An 18,614-nucleotide genomic window follows, 5' to 3' on the forward strand; every position below is an offset into this window, starting at 1 on the left:
ATGCCAAAGGTAAGCGTAGTTATACCCGCATATAACTGCGAAAGGTTCATAGCTGCCGCCGTCAATAGCGTGCTGGGGCAGTCTTATAAAGATTACGAATTGATCGTCGTGAATGACGGCTCGACGGATTCCACGGAAAATGCCCTTTCCGAATTCCGTTCAAGGATCACCTATATATACCAAAAGAACGGGGGCCCGGCAAATGCCAGGAACACGGGAGTTTTAGCCGCGAAGGGGGAGTATGTGGCATTTTTGGACCAGGATGACGCGTGGCTGCCCGATAAGCTGCGGATGCAAATCGATCTTTTTGAGAAGAAGGGGTCGTTGGGCCTTGTGTATGCCGACGAATACATGTTAAAAGACAGTTCCTTTGACATTTACGGCCCCGAGAACTTGCGGACTTTTCAATTCAGGCCCCCGCACAGGGGAAAAGTCTTCAAATACCTGTTTGCGCAAAATTTCATTCCCACATCTTCGGTGATGGCGCGAAAAGAGTGTTTTAGCAAAGTCGGCCTGTTCAACCCGGCGCTTGTCCCGATAGAGGACTACGACAGATGGCTGAGGATCGCGGCTTTTTACGAGGTCGATTTTATCGACAGGCCTTTAGTGAGATACAGGGACCACGCCGCCACATTCCGAAAGGACGACGTAAGGACTTTTACCAATATCGTCAATACCCTTAAGGGTGTTATCGCGGATTACCCGGATCTCAACGGCCTCATCGACAGGAGGGGAAGAGGGGAGCTGTCGAGGTTCCATGTTATTTTAGGAAGAAGGCATTTCCGCAGGAATGACCCGGGAAAAGCGCGGGAAAATTTTAAGTCCGCATTGAAGGTGTCGGGATTTCCGTCCTTCATTTTGTATGTTTTCATGTCCCCCGCTTATGCGCACCTCAGGGGAATATTCATTAAACTGGCATCAAGGTTCCGGCTGCGCATCAGGCACACCCGAAGGAAGGTAAATACATGAAAAAAGTCTTAGTCACGGGAGTCAGCGGTTTTACGGGAAGGTATTTTGTCGATCTCGCCGGCAAGATGAGGCCGGGGACGGTGAAGATCTTCGGGGTAGATAAAAAGTGTTTCCCGGGCAGCCCGGAGAATTTTAAATTCATAAGATCGGACCTCTTGGACAAGGGGAGCATCTCGAAGATCATAGGCGATACACGGCCCGATTATATTTTGCACCTATCGGCATTGCTTTTCAGCAAGGATCATGAAGACCTGCTGAAATATAACGTACTTGCGACGAAGAACATCTTTGACGCAGTGATCGAGAAGGGGTTATCTCCACGAATATTGGTTATCGGCACCTCCGGCGAATATGGGATAAGCAGCCGGAATATACCGCTGAAAGAGACAGGCCCTTTAGCGCCTATAACGCCTTACGGCCTCAGTAAGGCGGCTCAGACGCTTTTGGCGCTGCAATACCATCAAGGATACGGCTTGGACATAGTCATCGCGCGGCCTTTTAACCTGATAGGCCCGGGCCAGACATCACAGCTGGTTTGCGGTTCGATCGTCAACCAGATCAAGGATATGGGCCCGAAAGGGCGCAGGAAAGGCAGATTGCTGATAGGGAACCTTCATACCAGCAGGGATTTTATAGACGTAAGGGACGCGGTCAGGGCTTATTGGATGCTTATGGCATGCAAGAAACCGGTCGCGGGGGAGATATTTAACGTAGGCAGCGGGAAACCGCATTCGGTGCGGGAGATCGTGAAGATTCTTTCCGGCCTTTGCGGAAGGAAATTTTCGGTCGAGCAGCGGAAAGACAAGGTCATGAAGAAAGACATACCGGCGCAGACAGCGGATATTACCAAGATCAAGGCATTGACGGGATGGAAACCGGAGATCCCGATAGGCGCATCCCTTATGGATATGTACCTTAATACGCCGTGATGGATATCGCTATCGTGACTCCCACGCTGAATTACGGCGGCGGGGAGAGACAAGTTGAATTTCTGGCGTCAGGGTTGGCCGGCAGCGGGCACTCGGTAAGAGTCTACTGTTTCTTCGACGACGGCCCGATAGCGTACAGGTTGGCCGGAAAAGGCATAAAGGTCCACAGGCTATATAACCGGGCCGTCACCGGGGCCGGTCCTGGGAAAAAAGTCGGCGCGCCCGCGGAAGACACCGGCGTTTTCAGGAAAAGCGGCGATACCGTCGACAGGTTAAGGCGGCTTGCCAACGAATGCCTCGCGGCTTTAAAATTATTTGCCGCCTTTGCGAAAAAAAGGCCGGATGTCGTCCATCTATACCAGAACCAGACCAAGATGGCTGTCCTTGCCGGCAGGATGGCCGGCGTAAAAAGGATAGTCTATACCGAAACGTCCCTTATCGGGGATTGGCTTTCGCCTTCCCAATTGTCGGTTATGAGGTTTTTTTGGAGGCGATGTGATGCTATAATAGCCCTCTCGGAATCCATGAAACGGCATATGGTAGCCCTCGGCGCCGCGGTTACGGGAAAAGTATACGTCGTACCGACCATGCTCCCTTCTCCCGGAAAGAATGAGATAAAGCCCGTTGAGGGGAAGAGGGATGTAACCGTAGGCATAGTCGGAAGGCTTACCCCGGAAAAGGGGCACGTATTTTTTTTAAAGGCCGCCGAGTTGATAAATAAACAACGCAGTAATATCAAATTCATTATCGCGGGGCAGGGCTATCTGAAGAACGAGCTAAGCGTCCTCATCGAAAAAAACGGCCTGGCCGCAAATACAGAGCTTACCGGCGCGTTTAAGGATATCTCCGATATTATGTGCCGCATCGATATACTTGTGCTTTCTTCCCTGACAGAGGGAGCGCCGTTGGTCCTGCTGGAAGGCATGGCTTACGGCAAACCTGTAGTCGCCGCCAATGTGGGGGGAGTAAGCGAACTGGTAGTTGAAGGCAAAACGGGTTTTTTGGTCGCTCCTAAAGACCCTGAGGCATTGGCTGATGCCATACTTAAGCTTGCCGGGGATACGCAAATGAGGAAGAGATTCGCTGAGGCAGCGATCAACCGGTTCACGGAGAGATATTCCTCCGGGAAGCTTATCCCGGAAATAGAATCGATATACCGCGGAGGCACGAATTAAAATGAAGGTATCCGTCATTATACCTGTTTATAACGAAGCAAAGACAATAAAAGAGATCTTGAAAAAAGTCACGGATAGCGATGTCGTCGACGAGATAATCATAGTCGACGATTTTTCTAAGGACGATACCATGAAGATACTGGAAAGCCTGTCCCTTAAAGGGGTGAAGATATATTCTCATGATAAAAACCGCGGAAAGGGAGCGGCTATCCGTACAGGCCTCAAAAATGCGTCCGGCGACATAATAATTTTCCAGGATGCGGACTTAGAATATGATCCGGGGGATTATCCTAGGCTCGTGAAACCCATCAAAGAAGGCAAAGCGGATGTTGTATATGGTTCGAGGTTCCTGAATAGAAAAGACCTTTTCCATTGCAAAAAGGTCTTTTATCTGACGCATTTTATAGGAAATAAATTTCTTAATTTTATGGTGATGCTTCTTTACGGGGCAAGACTTACAGATATGGAGACTTGTTATAAGGTCATAAAAAAAGAGATATTGAACGGAATAGACTTAACTGCCAGGGGATTCGAAATAGAGCCTGAAATAACCGCAAAATTGCTGAGAAAAGGGGTAAAAATATACGAGGTCCCCATTTCCTATGTTCCGAGAGATTATCAGGAAGGCAAAAAGATCTCATGGCGGGACGGCTTAAAGGCATTATATGTGCTCGTAAAATACAGGGTGGGGAAATAGATGCCCAAAGTCGTTTTTGATACGCTTACTTTCATGTCAAGGCTCGAGCGTTTGAAGTCCTGGTTTTACAAAAAGATCGAGCCATACCTCGGAGAGAGGATCCTGGAGGCGGGATGCGGGACCGGGAACCTGACTTCTTACCTGTCGGGCAAACAGCTGGTGCTGGCAGTAGACAATGACTCCGACATGCTGGATGAATGCAGGAGCAGGTTTTCGGATAATCCGAACGTAAAATTCCTAAGATACGACTTAACCGACCCGTCGATAACAAAGCTTTCGGAAAATAACCTGGATACGGTCGTTTGCGTCAATACCCTCGAACACATAAAGGATGACGAGGCGGTTTTGAGGAATTTCAATTCCGTATTAAGCGAAGGCGGCACCCTTATCTTGCTGGTACCCGCCTTCCAATCTTTATACTGCAGCCTTGACAGGGCGGCAGGCCACTACAGGAGGTACAGCCTGCCAGAGGTATCGGAAAAGATAGAAAAATGCGGTTTTACCGTCGATAAGAAGATGTATTTTAATTTTTTCGGGCTGATCGGGTGGTTCTTCAACGGGAAGGTCTTGAAAAAAGAAAAGATCTCCACCAGGCTGTTGAGGATGTTTAATTTCTTGACTCCGTTGCTGGATTTTTTCGAGAACCTGATAGGGCCTCCTATAGGCTTATCCATCATATTGGTATGCAGGAAGAGGGAATGAAGGTCTTATTTTTCCACAGGAACGCGGAATGGATGGGGATCGAATATCTTTCGAGCGCCCTGAAGAGGGCGGGGCACGACACCGAACTGCTCTTCGACCCCGGTTCCGGCGACGTGGAGTACAAGTTTAATATCATTGAAAGGTATTTCGACGTTTCCGGTAAAATGATAAAAAAGGCGAAGGCCTATAAACCCGACCTCATAGCGTTCTCTTGTTTGACCAATTTATACCCCTGGGTCTCCAAGATGGCTTCCCTGCTGAAGAAAGAAATGGCTGTGCCTATCATTGCGGGAGGCCTTCATCCCACCATTCTGCCTGAGTTCGTCATAAAAAACCCCGATATAGACATGATATGCGTCGGTGAAGGCGAAGAGGCCCTGGTAGAATTGGCGAATAGCATGCAAAACGGTAAGATAGACTATTCGATAAAAAATATCTGGTTCAAGAAGGACGGGGAGATCGTCCGGAACCCGCCGAGGCCCCTGATGCAAGACCTGGACTCCCTGCCTTTCCCGGACAAGGATATGTTCAGGCGGTACGGATGTTTTTCGGACAGGCTTTACGTCATGACCGGCAGGGGATGCCCGTACCAATGCACATATTGTTTCAATTCTTACTACAGGAAATTGTTGAACCAGCCGGGCCATTCTTATACCCGCCGCAGGAGCGTCGGAAGGGTGATAGAAGAGCTTAAATATTTTAAGTCCAGGTACCGCATCAAGGAGGTCTTCTTCTATGACGATGTCTTCACAATAAATGACGAATGGATCAAGGACTTTGCCGCCAGGTATAAGAAGGAGATAGGCTTGCCTTTCAAGGTCCTGGTGCATCCCAAAAATGTAAAAAAAGACATTATGATACTCTTGAAAGAAGCGGGGTGTATTTATGTGGATATCGGCTTGGAGTCCGGGAGCGAGGATGTAAGGTATAAATTGCTGAAAAGGAACATGAGCAACGACGATATCATTAATACGGCCAGGGTCCTGAAGGAGGTAGGGATCAAGTTCTGCACATTGAACATAGTCGGTTTCCCGACCGAGACGACCGAACAGATGTGGGAGACTTATGAGTTAAATAGGAAGATAAAACCCGACGGGACCATCGTGTCGATTTTTTACCCCTTTCCGAAAACAGAGCTGGCGGATTTCTGCGCTGAACGCGGGTTCATAAAAGAAGGCGAATATGAAAAGATCTGTAACGGCGAGGGAGGGTATAAACAGGGGTCTCTTATCAGGGATATAGACGAGAAAGAGGCCTTGAGGCTGCAAGTGTTGATCCCTTTCCTGACGAGAATGCCGGCGTTTTTGCACCCAGCGATCAAGAGGATCCCGATCAACGGCTTCACCAGGATCATTTCCATACCGTTCCTTTCCGTTCCCAGGAACGCCTATATACGCATTAAGGAATCTTTGGTCATGTTCGTGAAATCCCATTGGAATTACCTGTGGGTATGAACAGATGAATGTTTTACTGGTAAAGCCCTATAACCTTAGCGATCATATCCAGCCTTCCCTGGGCCTGGGCTATTTAGCCGAGTCGTGCAGGAGGGCCGGGCATAATGTGACGATACTCGATTGCATTAAAAAGGGCATGAAGGCGGATGCCTTGATCCATATGGTCAAAGAGGTAAAGCCCGACGTCGTCGGTTTCCAATGCTATACGTTCGATCTGAAATTCGTCAAGGAGGCCCTGGAAGGATGCAAAAACCTGAAGCCAGGCTTGATAACTGTCCTGGGCGGGCCGCATCCTTCTGCCGCCCCCGAAGAGAGCTTTAAGTATTTCGGCGCTTCTTTGGATTTTATCTTCGTAGGGGAAGCCGAAAAAGGCCTTCCTATGTTGCTGGAAAGGCTGGAAAGAAAAGGACCCCGGGACCTTTCGGATATCCCCGGGTTAGGATGGAGAGAGGACGGCCGTGTTCGCATAAATCCCCAGATATTCGTTGAAGACCTGGACAGCTTGGGCATGCCGGCATGGGACCTTATCCGGCCCGAGGAATATCCCGAATGCCAGCACGGCGCCGTTTTCCGGAAGTTCCCCATAGCGCCTATAATGGTCACCCGCGGTTGCCCTTTTTCCTGCACGTTTTGCGCGGGGAACATAATAGGGGGGAAAAAGATACGGAAACATAGCGTGGATTTCATTCTCGGGCAGATCAAGTATCTGTATGATAAGCATGGCATACGGGAATTCCATATTATAGATGATAACTTTACTTTTGACAGGGCCTACGCAAAGGAATTACTGCGGAAACTCGCCGATCTGCACTTGGATATAAGCTGGGCAACTCCAAACGGGGTCCGCATAGACTGTCTGGACGAAGAAATGCTTGTGCTGATGAAAAAAAGCGGCCTTTACCTTATTTCATTAGGGATAGAATCAGGCTCAGACAGGGTACTTGCCTTAATGAAGAAAGGGACCACCACCGATAAGATACGGAAGGGGATAGATATGATCCGCCGGTTTAAGATAGATGTGGCGGGATTTTTTATCGTGGGCTTCCCGGGTGAGAAAGAAGAGGATATCAGGAAAACGATACGTTTTTCGCTTGATCTGGGTTTGATCAGGGCGAATTATTTTACATACCTGCCTTTTCCCGGCACGGCCAGTTATAAGAAATTGGCTTCAGGGGGGAAATTGGGCGGCGTTGACTGGGACAGGTTTTATTTTATGAGCGCCCCGTACGCGGGAGACGGCTTGAGCCAAAAACAGGTCAAATCTTTGCAGCGCGAAGCTTTCTTAAGATTTTATATGCGGCCGGGAATAATGATAAAGAACATATTGGCGATCAAGTCTCCGCGGCATTTCAAGTTCCTCCTGAAGAGGTTCTTCCATTGGGTCATCATGACATGAAAAAAGTGATATCGATCGCCTTGGCGATCTTTGCCATTGCCCTGTTGCCGCGGCTTTATGTAGCCCTTTCTGACAGGCAGGTCTTTACACCCGACTCCATTTATTACAACGGACTCGCCGGGAACATTCTCGAGGGCAAGGGATTCAGCGTGGGCGGGAAGCCTACCACTTTCAAAGAGCCGTTTTATCCTTTTTTTCTGGCGGCGGTATATCATATATTCGGCAATAACTACGCGGCCGTTAAAGTTATCCAGGCGATCATAGGCGCGCTGACATGCGTAATAATTTTTATGATAGCAAGGCGATTATTCGACGCCAAAACAGCCGTTTTGGGCGCGTTGATAGGCTGTTTTTATCCGGCATTTATTAGAACTACGGAACTTATGATAACAGAGCTCCTTTATACTTTTTTGCTTATCTCTATCATATTCTTCCTTCTAAGGTATATCCAGGGCGGCGGTTATGGGAATTTGGCCTTTTGCGGGGCCGCGCTGGGGATAGCTTCGCTCACGCGCTCTGTTATAGTCCTGCTTCCCGTTTTTATCCTTCTGTTGGCGGGAAAGATCTTTCTCTCCCAGGCCCGCAGCGTCAAAAAGTATATTATAAGCGCGGCCATCCTGCTTGCTTTTTTTATACTGCCGATAGCTCCCTGGACCGTCAGGAACTGGAAAGTGGCCCATCGTTTTATCCCCATTTCCACCACGATGGGAATAGGGCTTTATAGCTCATATGTGCCCAAAGAGGGGAAATTATACGGCTTTATCGCCAGTGATGAAGTCGTGGAAAAGTCCAGGTCATTAGGATCTGAGGCCGCGCAAAGCGATTTCCTGGCAAAAGAGGCGCTAAAATATATAAAAAACAACCCTCTCCGCGTTCTAAAACTGGAGGTACTAAAAACCGTTTACTTCTGGAGCGTCTTCGATTGGGAGATCCTGGGTAACGGCGTGTATAATTACATGTATGCGTTCATTATGCCGTTTTTCATCTTAGGCATATTCGTTAATTCCAAAAGGTCCTGGGAGCTGGCCCCGGTCTATCTGCCTATTATCTATTCTTTTTGCGTTTCTTTGGTGTTCTACGGTTCGCCGAGGTTCCGCCTGCCTATCGAGCCGTATATTATCATGATCGGCGCCGCGGGAATTTTCCATTTTATCCGCAGGTCCAGGAATAAGATTCTTCCCGGCCTATTAATAAGCGGTTACTTTATGTTGAACGTATGTTTTTATGCGGCCTCATATGAAACAAAAGTGTTCTTCAGGTCCATATTCCAAAAGATAGGGCTCTGGTAGATGTTAAATGAAGAGTTGAAGGATAAATTGGCTTGTCCGGGCTGTTTGGGGGACCTGTCATTCGGCGAAGGGGACTTTACTTGTAATAAGTGCCGCAGGAAATACCCTGTGGTCGACGGCATCCCTGTACTGATAAATGAGGACAAAAGCTTATTCAGGATAAAGGATTTCCTGGGCAGGTCTTCGACTACCATCGAGTTAAGCGGCTTTAATAAAGGGTTACTGAGGAAGATATGGAGCAGGGTCACCCCGGAGCTTACCCTTAATATTTACAGCAAAAGAAATTTCAAAAAATTCATCAAAGAGGCATGTGATTCCGCGGCGAGGCCCGCGATATTGGTCATCGGGGGAGGAGTTTTGGGCTCGGGCCTGGCGGAAATTACCAAAAATGACAAAATAGTGCTCATCGAGAGCGACGTTTCTTTCGGCCCGCGGACGCAAATAATTTGCGACGCGCACAACCTGCCGTTCGTCGATTCTTCCCTCGACGGAGTGATCGCGCAGGCAGTGCTCGAGCATGTCACGGACCCGTACAAATGCGTAAGCGAGATATACCGCGTCTTGAGACCGAAAGGGCTTGTGTATAGCGAAGTCCCTTTTATGCAGCAAGTCCATATGGGGAGATATGATTTTACAAGGTTCACCGATTTGGGGCACAGGAGGCTTTTTAGGAATTTCGAGGAGATAGAAAGGGGCGTAGCCGGAGGGCCTGCCAGCGCCCTGGCGTGGAGCCTCAGGTATTTTTTTGTGAGTTTTACCGACTCCCGTTTAATCAAAAAGATATTAAGCGCGTTCTCTATTTTCGCGTTCTTTTGGATCAAATATTTCGATTTTTGTCTTGTAAAAAAGGCCTCTTCCGCCGACGCGGCCGGAGGGTTCTATTTCCTCGGGAGAAAAAGCGATAAGACCGTGACGGATACCGAAATAGTCTCGCTCTATAAGGCAAAGGGCAAAGGATCTTGAATAAAATAGCGATATTTGCATATATTTTACTGGGGATCGCCCTCGGCTTTATTTTGACGTTTTATACCGCCGGTTTATTCGTTCTATCCCTTTTTTTGGCGTCACTGCTCGTAATAAAACTGTTTGTTAGAAAGGAATCTTCAGGTTTCCTGATAAAACTTTTCATCATAAGTTTTATCCTCAGGGCGGTAATGTGCCTGGTCAATTATAATGTAGGCCTCGAGCCTCCTTTCTGGGGAGGAGATACCCAGCCTGACGCCGCAGTCTACAACGTTAACGCTTTTTATATCGCTCATTTGCTGAAGGATAATCCCGCGGAAGAAAGTCTTGCCAGGGCCAGGGACCCGTTCTTGGACAGGATGCTTGATAAGACGCGATACTTCCATGACAACAGGCTGCCTGACCTCGGCGGATACCAATTCGACAGCAATGTTTTTGGGTTGGGGGTTTTGTATGCGTGGCTCGGCTATGCGCCGGTCGCGGCTAAAATGACCAACAGCCTTATTTGCTGCTTAAGCATTATTCTCGTGTATTTGATCTCCCGCCGGCTCTTTGGAGAGGAGAAGCCCTCGCGTATCGCCGCCGTCATTTTTGCGTTCTTCCCGTCTATTTTCTACTGGTCTGTCACGGGTTTACGCGACAGCGTCAGTAATTTTTTGCTTTTGGCTTATTTATTATTCCTTGTCAAACTGATCGCGGAAAAGAAGTTTAAATATATATTCTGGGCCCTGTTTTTTATATATTTATCGAACCTCTTCAGGACTAAGTTATCAATATCATTATTGGCAGGATTGGGCGTGGTTTCTGTATTCAGCCTTCTAAAAGCGCTTAAGGTAGGGAAAAACACTATTCTAAGGGTATCTTTGATCTTCGCCGTATATTTTATCTTAGTGTTTGTATTTGCGGATAGGACCGTGATAACCTCAAAGATCGTAAATACCGCTAATTTCATAGCCCGTGTTAACCTTGCCCAGGTCGTTTCTGAGGGGGCATTCCATCCTTCTCAGACAAATTACAGGATATATTCAGATCTGGTTTACCAGCAGGGTAAGCTGACGCCCGGAGACGTCTTTTCTTTCGGATACCTGGCGACTATCCTAAAAGCGATCTTATATTTTTTCTTTGCGCCGTTCCCGTTCGGGAACTGGACCTTGAGCTTCCTGCCTTTTTATCCGCAGGTCATTTATTGGTATTTAATGGCCCCGTTCGCCGTAAGGGGATGGCTGCTTTTCTTAAAGAAAGATAAATATGCCTCGCTTGCCGTCACGGCTTTACTCTTGATACTTATCCTGCCTGCCGCTCTTTTCGAAAGCAATATAGGGACTGCTTTCCGGCATAAGGATATGTTTATGCCTGTCGCTTTCATGTTCGCGGCTTATGCCCTTACAAGACAGCAGGCGGTCAATCGCTGCTAATGAAGAACATCCTGTATATAACTTATGACGGATTATTGGACCCGGTCGCGAAATCCCAGGTCTTGCCGTACCTGTCGGGATTGTCGAAAAAGGGATTTCTTGTTTCCGTCATCAGTTTTGAGAAGGAAAACAGGACAAGAACAGGAAAAGACGCTGACAGGACAAGGGCGGACCTGGAAAGAAATAACGTTTTTTGGAAAGCGTTAAAATACCACAAATCCCCGCCGGTCCCCGCGACTATTTTTGATATTATAACGGGTTTTTATTCGGCATTGTCGGGTCCCCGCAGGGACGATCTTGGGCTCATACACGCCAGGGGATACATTCCGGCCCTGTTGGGGGTTTCACTGAAATGGGTCAGCGGTAAAAAACTTATATTCGACATGCGGGGCTTTTGGCCGGACGAGAAAGTCGACGCGAAGGCCTGGAGGGAAGACAGCCCGATCTACGCTTTATTCAAGAAGATCGAAAGGATGCTCATAAACAGAAGCGACGAGATCGTTGTCTTGACCGTGGCCGCAGAAAAATACCTGAGGAAGGATTTCCCCGGGGCCGCAATTTCGGTAATCCCGTGCTGTGTAGATACCGGGCTCTTTGCGCCGAAACCGCGGGGGGATATCATACCCGATAAGGCAAAAGACAGGTTCATTTTGATATATTTAGGCAGCACGGGGACCTTTTATGATCTGGACGGGATGGCCCTATTTTTTAAGGCCTTAAAAAACAAGAATCATAAGGCCTATTTCTGGCTGGTCACGAACTCGGCGGTCAAAGATGTCGAAGGCGTCATGTTTGGACACGGTATAGACAGGAATGATTTTGCGGTAACCAATTTAGATTACAGGGATATCCCGTCTGCCTTATCAGGCTCGGACCTGTCCATAATGTTCTATAAACGCCGGCTTTCCTCTCGGGGTTGTTCCCCCATAAAGTTTGCCGAAAGCTTGTCTTGCGGCTTGCCCGTAGTCATTAATTCCGGAATCGGCGATACGGAGGAGTTCATAAACAAAGAAAAAGTAGGCGTGATCGCGGATGTTTCAAGCCCCGGAGGGGTCGAAAAGGCCGTCGAAAAAGCATCGGAATTATTATCGGAAGGGGAAGACCTCAGTAAAAGATGCAGGTTTGCGGCGGAAAAATATTTTTCACTCGAATATGCAGTTGATAAGTACAGCATGATTTATCGAAGGTTATTGTGAAATGAGGATATTATTTTGGGTCCCATATCCGCACGAGGGAGCAAGCAACAGGTATAGGATAGAGCAGTACCTCCCTTATTTAAAAAAGGAAGGCATATCCGCCGACATCCATCCCTTTTGGAACAGCGCCGCATTCAAGGTTTTATATGAAAAGGGGAACTATTTAACGAAAATATTTTTCTTTTTAACGGGGACAGCCTACCGCTTTCTGGACATATTCCGGCTGCCCCGGTACGACGTCGTTTTTATACACAGAGAGGCTTTTCCGCTCGGCAGCTGTTTCTTCGAATCGGTTGTGAGTTTTGTCAGAAAACCGGTAATATTCGATTTTGATGACGCAATATTCCTGCCTTTTACCAGCCCGCAGAATAATTTTGTAGAAAAGTACAAAAAACCGCAGAAAATAGCCAAGATAGTGGAACTTAGCGACTACGTGATAGCCGGAAATGACTATCTGGCCGAATTTGCGCTGCGCCATAACCGGTATGTTTCCGTGATACCCACTCCCGTCGATCTGGATAAGTATTATCCGGCCGCCAGGGACATCCGGGAAAAAGTGGTCGTTGGCTGGATAGGCAGCGTCACAACGATGGATTTCTTAAGACCGATGGCCGGCGTATTTGCGAAGTTATCGGAGCGGTTTCCCAATGTCGAATTTAAGATAGTCGGCGGGGATCTCGATAACGGTAAAATTCCGGGCGTGATCTGCGTGCCATGGTCGCTTGAAGAAGAATTAAGCCAATTGAGGACGTTTGATATAGGGATAATGCCCATGCCGGATAACGAATGGACAAGAGGGAAATGCGGGTTTAAGGCTATCCTGTATATGAGCATGGCAATACCTTCGGTATGCTCTCCGGTGGGCATGAACAAGGAGATAATAGCGGACGGGGTTAACGGTTTCTTGGCTTATGACGAAGATCAATGGCTAAAAAAACTCACTCTATTGATCGAAGACTCCGGGCTTAGGAAGAGAACGGGGATTGAAGCGAAAAAGACGGTGGAAGAAAGATATTCGGTTAAGGTAAATGCGCCTAAATTTATAGCTGTTTTAAAAGAAGCTTATAATAAAAACAGGCAGGGCCAAATATAATGTGCGGTATTTGCGGGATCGTCGATCATAGAGGGGGCGGTATTACCGGAGAAAAGACGATAAATGATATGTGCAGGGAATTGAGGCACAGGGGCCCGGATGACGGGGGTATTTATCTGAACAGCGGGATGCCTTCCGTAGCCCTGGGCCATAGGAGACTAAGCATCATTGATCTGTCCCAGGCAGGCCACCAGCCGATGAGCAATGAGGACGGGTCGGTCCAGCTGGTCTTTAACGGAGAGATATATAATTACAAAGATCTAAAAGATGAACTGAAAATGAGAGGGCATATATTCAAGTCTGATTCAGACACCGAGGTCATGGTACATCTTTACGAGACTTACGGAGAGGAGTGCGTAAGGCATCTCCGCGGCATGTTTGCTTTTGCGGTATGGGATGAAAAAAAGAAAACCCTTTTTTTGGGGAGAGACAGGATAGGGAAAAAGCCGCTTCTTTATTGTCGATCAGGGAATATTTTTTGTTTTGGGTCTGAATTTTCATCAATTTTGGCAAGCGGTTTAATCAATAAAAGTATAAATCTCAAGGCGGTTAATTATTATATGAATTTCGGTTATGTGCCGGCCCCGTTCACGATCTATAACGGCATCTTTAAGCTTCCGGCGGCGCATACCTTGACATTGAAAGACGGAAATATCCGCCTGGAACGGTACTGGCAGGTTGATTATTCCGGCAAAATAAATATTTCGGAAGAAGAGGCCTCGGAGGAAGTCTTAAGATTGCTCAAAGAAGCGGTAAAAATCAGGTTATACAGCGATGTGCCCTTGGGGGCCTTCTTAAGCGGAGGAATCGACTCAAGCGCGGTAGTAGGCCTGATGAGCCAGGTATCCGGCGCTAAAGTAAAGACTTTTTCAATAGGTTTTGAGGAATCCGATTACAACGAGCTTAAATACGCAAGGATGGTCGCGGGAAAATTCGCGACGGAACATCACGAGTTTATCGTGAAACCTAACGCACTTGAGATCCTTCCTTTGTTGGTAGAAAGGTACGGGGAACCTTATGCCGACTCCTCCTGTATACCTACTTATTACGTCTGCCGGGAGACAAGGCGGTTCGTGACGGTAGCCCTGAACGGCGACGGCGGCGACGAGGCATTCGGAGGGTATGAGAGATACCAGGCAATGCTGATCTCGGAAAACCTGCAAAAATTACCCATTTATTTAAGAAACATGATAAGCGGGTTAGCGGGCATCCTGCCCGATTCTGTAAACCAAAAAGATACGCTCAGGCGGTTAAAGAGATTTTTAGGCAGCGCGGGGCTGCCGGCGGGAGAGAGGTACCTGAGGTGGGCAGGTATCCTGGGGGAGGTCCGCCCGGATGAGTTGTATTCGGACGAGTTTTTAAAAGAGACCCGTTCAGCCGGTCCTTTAGCTATCCTGGAACCGTACTTAAACTGCCCCGGCAAACCGGATCTGCTGGACCGCCTTCTTTTGGCCGATACCTCGACGTACCTGCCCGATGACCTGCTGGTCAAGGTTGATATAGCCAGTATGGCTAACTCCCTCGAAGCAAGGTCTCCGTTCCTCGACCATAAACTCATCGAGTTCGCCGCAAAGCTGCCTTCCGATCTTAAGATCAGGGGGGCCGCAAAGAAATACATCCTGCGAAAGGCCGTCAAAGGGCTGCTTCCGGAAGAAAATATCCGCAGGAGAAAGATGGGGTTCGGCATGCCGGTCGGGCAATGGTTCAGAGGGGAACTCAAAGGTTTCTTATGCGACACAGTGCTTTCCGCGGCCTCTCTTAAAAGGGGGTATTTTAAACCCGGTGCGGTAAAGAGGATGGTCGAAGACCATATCTCCGGGAAAAAAGATTACGCTTTCCAGTTATGGGCGATCTTGATGCTCGAATTGTGGCACAAAAAATTCATGGATTCCGCGATATGAAAAAATGCAGATACTGGCTGCTGGGCTGCGCAGCCGTTTTGGCCGTAACAGCGCTCCTCCTTAACCTGGAGGTCACGACCTTACAGGGAGTAAATTATAAAGTCCGCACCGTTAAGCTGCCTTTATACCTAAAATTACTGGATTTCTATGACAGGCATTATAATTATGGGGTCCTGGCGAAGAAGATAGTCTCGGGCGCCAAAAGCGACGAAGATAAGGCGATGAAGATATTTGAATGGACACGCGCAAACATAAGGGACAATCCGAAGGAATTACCCATAATAGACGATCATGTCTGGCATATCATTATAAGGGGATACGCGGTTGACGACCAGTTCCAGGATGTTTTTACCACCCTTTGTAACTACGCAAACATCAATTCCTTCTTTTATGACGTATATTCAGAAACGGGGGAGGGGAGGAAACCTTTGTCGTTCGTGAACTTAAGGGGTACGTGGGCCGTTTTTGACGTCTATAACGGCGTTTATTTCGTGAACAAAAAAGGCCAGATAGCCGGCATTTCAGACTTATCCGGGGGAGACTGGAAAGCCGTCAGCGGCATTAAAAGAGATATCCCCGGTAACTATGACAAGTTTTTCAAAAATTTAAATTCTATAAACTTTCAGAAATGGAGGCTAAGCAGGGGCGCGATCCAATCTCCGCTTAGGAGATTTATGTATTTCATGAAAAAACCGGTCAGCACGGACTAGGCTTTTATGTTTCGAAATAGGTCCAGGAGGGCCTTCTTGCATTTTTCTATGTCGAGGTCATTTTCTACAAATCTTGCCGCGTTCTCTACGATCTTTTCCGTCCCTTTTTTGTCGGAATGGATCTTAAGGATAGCTTTAAATATCTCTTCCGGGTCCAATTTTTTGATGAGTATCCCGCTTTCGCCGTCTTTTACCCATTCGCGTATAGAAGGGATATCGTAGGCAATTACCGGGACCCTGCAGGCCATCGATTCTGCTATACTTGAAGGCGTGCCGTCGAAAGAGGAGATAGATACGGTGCAATCCGAAGCGCAATAAAGTAGGGGCATTTCTTCATAGGCCCTTTCTCCCGTAAAGATCACATTATTTTCAATCCCGATCTTACGGGCGAGCTCTTTGATATAGTTTAAATATCTGGTATCGGCGACATAAGTATGCAGCATCAAAACGATGTTAGGTATTTTGTCCTTCAATAAAGGGACCGACTTGACCAGCAGATCTACATTGGTATATGTGACCAGCCTTCTGGGGCAAAAAACCACGAATTTACCCGTTAGATCCAAGTCTCTTTTTATCTGTGCGGTATCGTACCTGTTATTGAACATCTTTAAGTCAACGCCTAAGCCGATATCGCCCATGATAACGACTATCTTTTTGCCGGGTATGCCGTTTTCAAGCAAATGTTGTTTGTGATCCTTACAGCCGACGATTATCATATCGCTTGTTTTGAAGATAAATTTCGCCATTAGTTTATTATGTATTAAATATCTTAGCCAATTCGTAGATCTATGGCCGTATATGTCTATGCCCCCCAAAATAGTTATCATTTGGGGATGGAAACCGGAAAGCGCCGCTAATAAGCCGGGCGTTCCAAGAGCATAGTGGCATGTCAGCGCATCCGGTTTTATTCTTTTTATGATCTTTTTAAGTTCGAGGAGGTATTTTAAGAAAACGAAGGGGTTCTTATTGACGGGCTCAAAATGGGCTATTTCAGAGACATTTTTAATTGTATTGGCATACCTGTTATGATAAGATAACACATAAATTTGATGTCCCGCTTCGCCTAAAAAACGCAGCCACTTTTGGGTATGTGAGGTCAAAGGCTCTGCAATAAATAATATCTTCATCGGTACACCTAGTCTAAGTCTGGTTAATTTATTCTGTTAATGGCAACATTTTATCACAAAAGTCGATAAAACGGAACATATACGTCGAAGATGGATATGAAGGATAAAAAACAATTCCGCGTCCTGTTCGCCTCGCTGTTTAACGATGAGGCCTTGAATATAAGGCTGTTACATTCGATCGTCTACCATAAAGGTTACGATGCCCGGATGGTCTTTATCAAGAAATTCCCCATAAGGAACCAGAGAGGACAAGAGTACCTGAAAAAGTCGTTTTTACACGAACCGAATGAATTGACAGATGCAGAATTACAGATCTTTGCGGATTTCGTCGTAGATTATAAACCCGATGTAATAGCATTCAGCCTGGTATCATCGAACTTCGAGCTTTATAAGAAAATATATAGCAAGATCCGCGGCCTAGGCGATTTTACCATTATAATAGGGGGCTGGCAGGCATCCCTCAACCCCGAGCATACCATACAATATTGCGATGCGTTATGTATCGGCGAGGGAGACGAAGCCATATCCGAGGTCGTTGACAACTTGTTCAACGGCCGGCCGATCGACCATTTGCAGAATTTATGGGTCAATAAAGGCGGGGCTACGGTCAAAAATGGCGTGCGGCCTCTGGTTAAGGACCTAAACAGCAATCCCGTGCCGGTTTTTGATGATGAGACCGTATATTCCGTCGAAGACGGCAGTTTGATCCCGGGAGAGCCTTTTGTGAATAATGTCCGGTACGGCATCATGGCCAGCAGGGGTTGCCCCTATAAATGCACATATTGCTCCAATGAATACATGGCAAACAAGGTTTATCACCGGGACTGGTCTAGGACCAGGCACAGGAGCGTCAGCCACGTGCTGTCGGAACTGTCCGAGATCAGGGCGAGATTCCCGAAAATAGAAAGGATAGATTTCCTGGATGAAGTTTTTATCCCGGACAAGGCATGGTTGGAGGAATTTTGCGGCAAGTATCCGAAAGAGATCGCCCTGCCTTTTTACTGTTTTTTCTATCCCGGGACATGCTCAAGGGAGACGGCAAAAGCGCTGAAGGGAGCCATGTTGAACGGGGTATGGCTCGGCGTACAATCGGGCTCCGAGAGGATAAGGAGGGATATCTTCAAAAGGTTTTACCCAAATGAAAAAGTCCTGAAACAGGCGGAAGTATTCAAGGAATACGGCATAAATGTGAAATACGACTTCATTTTCGATAACCCGTTCGAAACATTCGAAGACTCGCTTGAAAGCATCAAACTTATCCTGGAGCTGCCCCAGCCGTTCTACCTTAACCTGTTTTCTTTAAAATATTTTCCAAAGACCGAAATAACCAGTATGGCCCTGGAGCGCGGGTTCATCACAGAAGCCGATACAGATGATTTTTATAAACCGCCTGAAGGCGTGCAATATTATAAAGTAAATATCGACGGGAGGGACAACGACGTTTCTTTTATCAACCGTTTGGCAATGTATATCTCTTTCCTGGCCCTGGAAGAGAAAGTAAACAAGAAAGATATAAACGAAATGGTAGACCGGTATTATGATAGCAGGGATCTGGGTCCTGTGACAAAATTACTGAATCCCTACCTTACCGCCTAAAG

Annotated in this window: 16 protein-coding genes; 15 read left to right on the forward strand and 1 reads right to left on the reverse strand. The window is 47.3% G+C overall.

What is annotated here, in order from left to right; all coding sequences use genetic code 11:
- From WC317_03215 to WC317_03280, 14 genes are read left to right on the forward strand one after another with little or no spacing between them, the layout of a single operon-like run.
- Positions 1-969: a glycosyltransferase gene (locus WC317_03215; protein MFA5339144.1), complete on the forward strand. Its 969-nt coding sequence runs from the start codon at positions 1-3 to the stop codon at positions 967-969.
- Entirely contained in the window at positions 966-1,898 is a 933-nt protein-coding gene (locus WC317_03220; protein ID MFA5339145.1) for a GDP-mannose 4,6-dehydratase, read from the forward strand. Before WC317_03215 ends, WC317_03220 begins: the two co-directional genes overlap by 4 nt.
- On the forward strand, positions 1,898-3,073 hold the full coding sequence (locus WC317_03225) for a glycosyltransferase family 4 protein (GenBank protein ID MFA5339146.1): 1,176 nt from the start codon (positions 1,898-1,900) through the stop codon (positions 3,071-3,073). The genes WC317_03220 and WC317_03225 overlap by 1 nt, the downstream gene beginning before the upstream one ends.
- A gap of 1 nt (position 3,074) precedes the next feature.
- Positions 3,075-3,770 carry a glycosyltransferase family 2 protein gene (locus WC317_03230; protein MFA5339147.1) on the forward strand — a complete coding sequence of 232 codons (696 nt, stop codon included), beginning with the start codon at positions 3,075-3,077 and terminating at the stop codon, positions 3,768-3,770.
- The gene (locus WC317_03235) at positions 3,771-4,472 is read left to right on the forward strand and encodes a class I SAM-dependent methyltransferase (GenBank protein ID MFA5339148.1); all 702 of its coding nucleotides are present in this window, start codon (positions 3,771-3,773) and stop codon (positions 4,470-4,472) included.
- Positions 4,469-5,926 carry a radical SAM protein gene (locus tag WC317_03240; protein MFA5339149.1) on the forward strand — a complete coding sequence of 486 codons (1,458 nt, stop codon included), beginning with the start codon at positions 4,469-4,471 and terminating at the stop codon, positions 5,924-5,926. Before WC317_03235 ends, WC317_03240 begins: the two co-directional genes overlap by 4 nt.
- Positions 5,927-5,930: 4 nt before the next feature.
- Positions 5,931-7,322: a radical SAM protein gene (locus tag WC317_03245; protein MFA5339150.1), complete on the forward strand. Its 1,392-nt coding sequence runs from the start codon at positions 5,931-5,933 to the stop codon at positions 7,320-7,322.
- Positions 7,319-8,611, forward strand: a complete 1,293-nt coding sequence (locus WC317_03250; protein MFA5339151.1) for a glycosyltransferase family 39 protein — start codon at positions 7,319-7,321, stop codon at positions 8,609-8,611. The genes WC317_03245 and WC317_03250 overlap by 4 nt, the downstream gene beginning before the upstream one ends.
- Positions 8,612-9,574: a methyltransferase domain-containing protein gene (locus tag WC317_03255; GenBank protein MFA5339152.1), complete on the forward strand. Its 963-nt coding sequence runs from the start codon at positions 8,612-8,614 to the stop codon at positions 9,572-9,574.
- Positions 9,571-10,989 carry a glycosyltransferase family 39 protein gene (locus tag WC317_03260; GenBank protein MFA5339153.1) on the forward strand — a complete coding sequence of 473 codons (1,419 nt, stop codon included), beginning with the start codon at positions 9,571-9,573 and terminating at the stop codon, positions 10,987-10,989. The genes WC317_03255 and WC317_03260 overlap by 4 nt, the downstream gene beginning before the upstream one ends.
- A complete protein-coding gene (locus tag WC317_03265; GenBank protein ID MFA5339154.1) occupies positions 10,989-12,185 on the forward strand; it encodes a glycosyltransferase in 1,197 nt (398 codons plus the stop codon). The genes WC317_03260 and WC317_03265 overlap by 1 nt, the downstream gene beginning before the upstream one ends.
- A gap of 1 nt (position 12,186) precedes the next feature.
- Positions 12,187-13,278: a glycosyltransferase family 4 protein gene (locus WC317_03270; protein MFA5339155.1), complete on the forward strand. Its 1,092-nt coding sequence runs from the start codon at positions 12,187-12,189 to the stop codon at positions 13,276-13,278.
- On the forward strand, positions 13,278-15,179 hold the full coding sequence (asnB, locus tag WC317_03275) for an asparagine synthase (glutamine-hydrolyzing) (GenBank protein ID MFA5339156.1): 1,902 nt from the start codon (positions 13,278-13,280) through the stop codon (positions 15,177-15,179). The genes WC317_03270 and asnB overlap by 1 nt, the downstream gene beginning before the upstream one ends.
- Entirely contained in the window at positions 15,176-15,889 is a 714-nt protein-coding gene (locus WC317_03280; protein MFA5339157.1) for a transglutaminase domain-containing protein, read from the forward strand. The genes asnB and WC317_03280 overlap by 4 nt, the downstream gene beginning before the upstream one ends.
- Here the strand turns inward: WC317_03280 and WC317_03285 are convergent.
- Positions 15,886-17,016 carry a glycosyltransferase gene (locus WC317_03285; protein MFA5339158.1) on the reverse strand — a complete coding sequence of 377 codons (1,131 nt, stop codon included), beginning with the start codon at positions 17,014-17,016 and terminating at the stop codon, positions 15,886-15,888. The genes WC317_03280 and WC317_03285 overlap by 4 nt on opposite strands.
- Positions 17,017-17,112: 96 nt before the next feature.
- Here WC317_03285 and WC317_03290 point away from each other — a divergent pair, with 96 nt between their 5' ends.
- Positions 17,113-18,612 carry a radical SAM protein gene (locus WC317_03290; GenBank protein ID MFA5339159.1) on the forward strand — a complete coding sequence of 500 codons (1,500 nt, stop codon included), beginning with the start codon at positions 17,113-17,115 and terminating at the stop codon, positions 18,610-18,612.
- The last annotated feature ends 2 nt before the right edge of the window (positions 18,613-18,614 follow it).

It is taken from the genome of Candidatus Omnitrophota bacterium (assembly GCA_041653595.1).
GTDB lineage: Bacteria > Omnitrophota > Gorgyraeia > Pluralincolimonadales > Pluralincolimonadaceae > Pluralincolimonas.

Coding starts and splice junctions, on each gene's coding strand:
- WC317_03215 (MFA5339144.1), top strand. CDS start 1: ATGCCAAAGGTAAGCGTAGTTATACCCGCATATAACTGCGAAAGGTTC.
- WC317_03220 (MFA5339145.1), top strand. CDS start 966: ATGAAAAAAGTCTTAGTCACGGGAGTCAGCGGTTTTACGGGAAGGTAT.
- WC317_03225 (MFA5339146.1), top strand. CDS start 1,898: ATGGATATCGCTATCGTGACTCCCACGCTGAATTACGGCGGCGGGGAG.
- WC317_03230 (MFA5339147.1), top strand. CDS start 3,075: ATGAAGGTATCCGTCATTATACCTGTTTATAACGAAGCAAAGACAATA.
- WC317_03235 (MFA5339148.1), top strand. CDS start 3,771: ATGCCCAAAGTCGTTTTTGATACGCTTACTTTCATGTCAAGGCTCGAG.
- WC317_03240 (MFA5339149.1), top strand. CDS start 4,469: ATGAAGGTCTTATTTTTCCACAGGAACGCGGAATGGATGGGGATCGAA.
- WC317_03245 (MFA5339150.1), top strand. CDS start 5,931: ATGAATGTTTTACTGGTAAAGCCCTATAACCTTAGCGATCATATCCAG.
- WC317_03250 (MFA5339151.1), top strand. CDS start 7,319: ATGAAAAAAGTGATATCGATCGCCTTGGCGATCTTTGCCATTGCCCTG.
- WC317_03255 (MFA5339152.1), top strand. CDS start 8,612: ATGTTAAATGAAGAGTTGAAGGATAAATTGGCTTGTCCGGGCTGTTTG.
- WC317_03265 (MFA5339154.1), top strand. CDS start 10,989: ATGAAGAACATCCTGTATATAACTTATGACGGATTATTGGACCCGGTC.
- WC317_03270 (MFA5339155.1), top strand. CDS start 12,187: ATGAGGATATTATTTTGGGTCCCATATCCGCACGAGGGAGCAAGCAAC.
- asnB (MFA5339156.1), top strand. CDS start 13,278: ATGTGCGGTATTTGCGGGATCGTCGATCATAGAGGGGGCGGTATTACC.
- WC317_03280 (MFA5339157.1), top strand. CDS start 15,176: ATGAAAAAATGCAGATACTGGCTGCTGGGCTGCGCAGCCGTTTTGGCC.
- WC317_03285 (MFA5339158.1), bottom strand. CDS start 17,016: ATGAAGATATTATTTATTGCAGAGCCTTTGACCTCACATACCCAAAAG.
- WC317_03290 (MFA5339159.1), top strand. CDS start 17,113: ATGAAGGATAAAAAACAATTCCGCGTCCTGTTCGCCTCGCTGTTTAAC.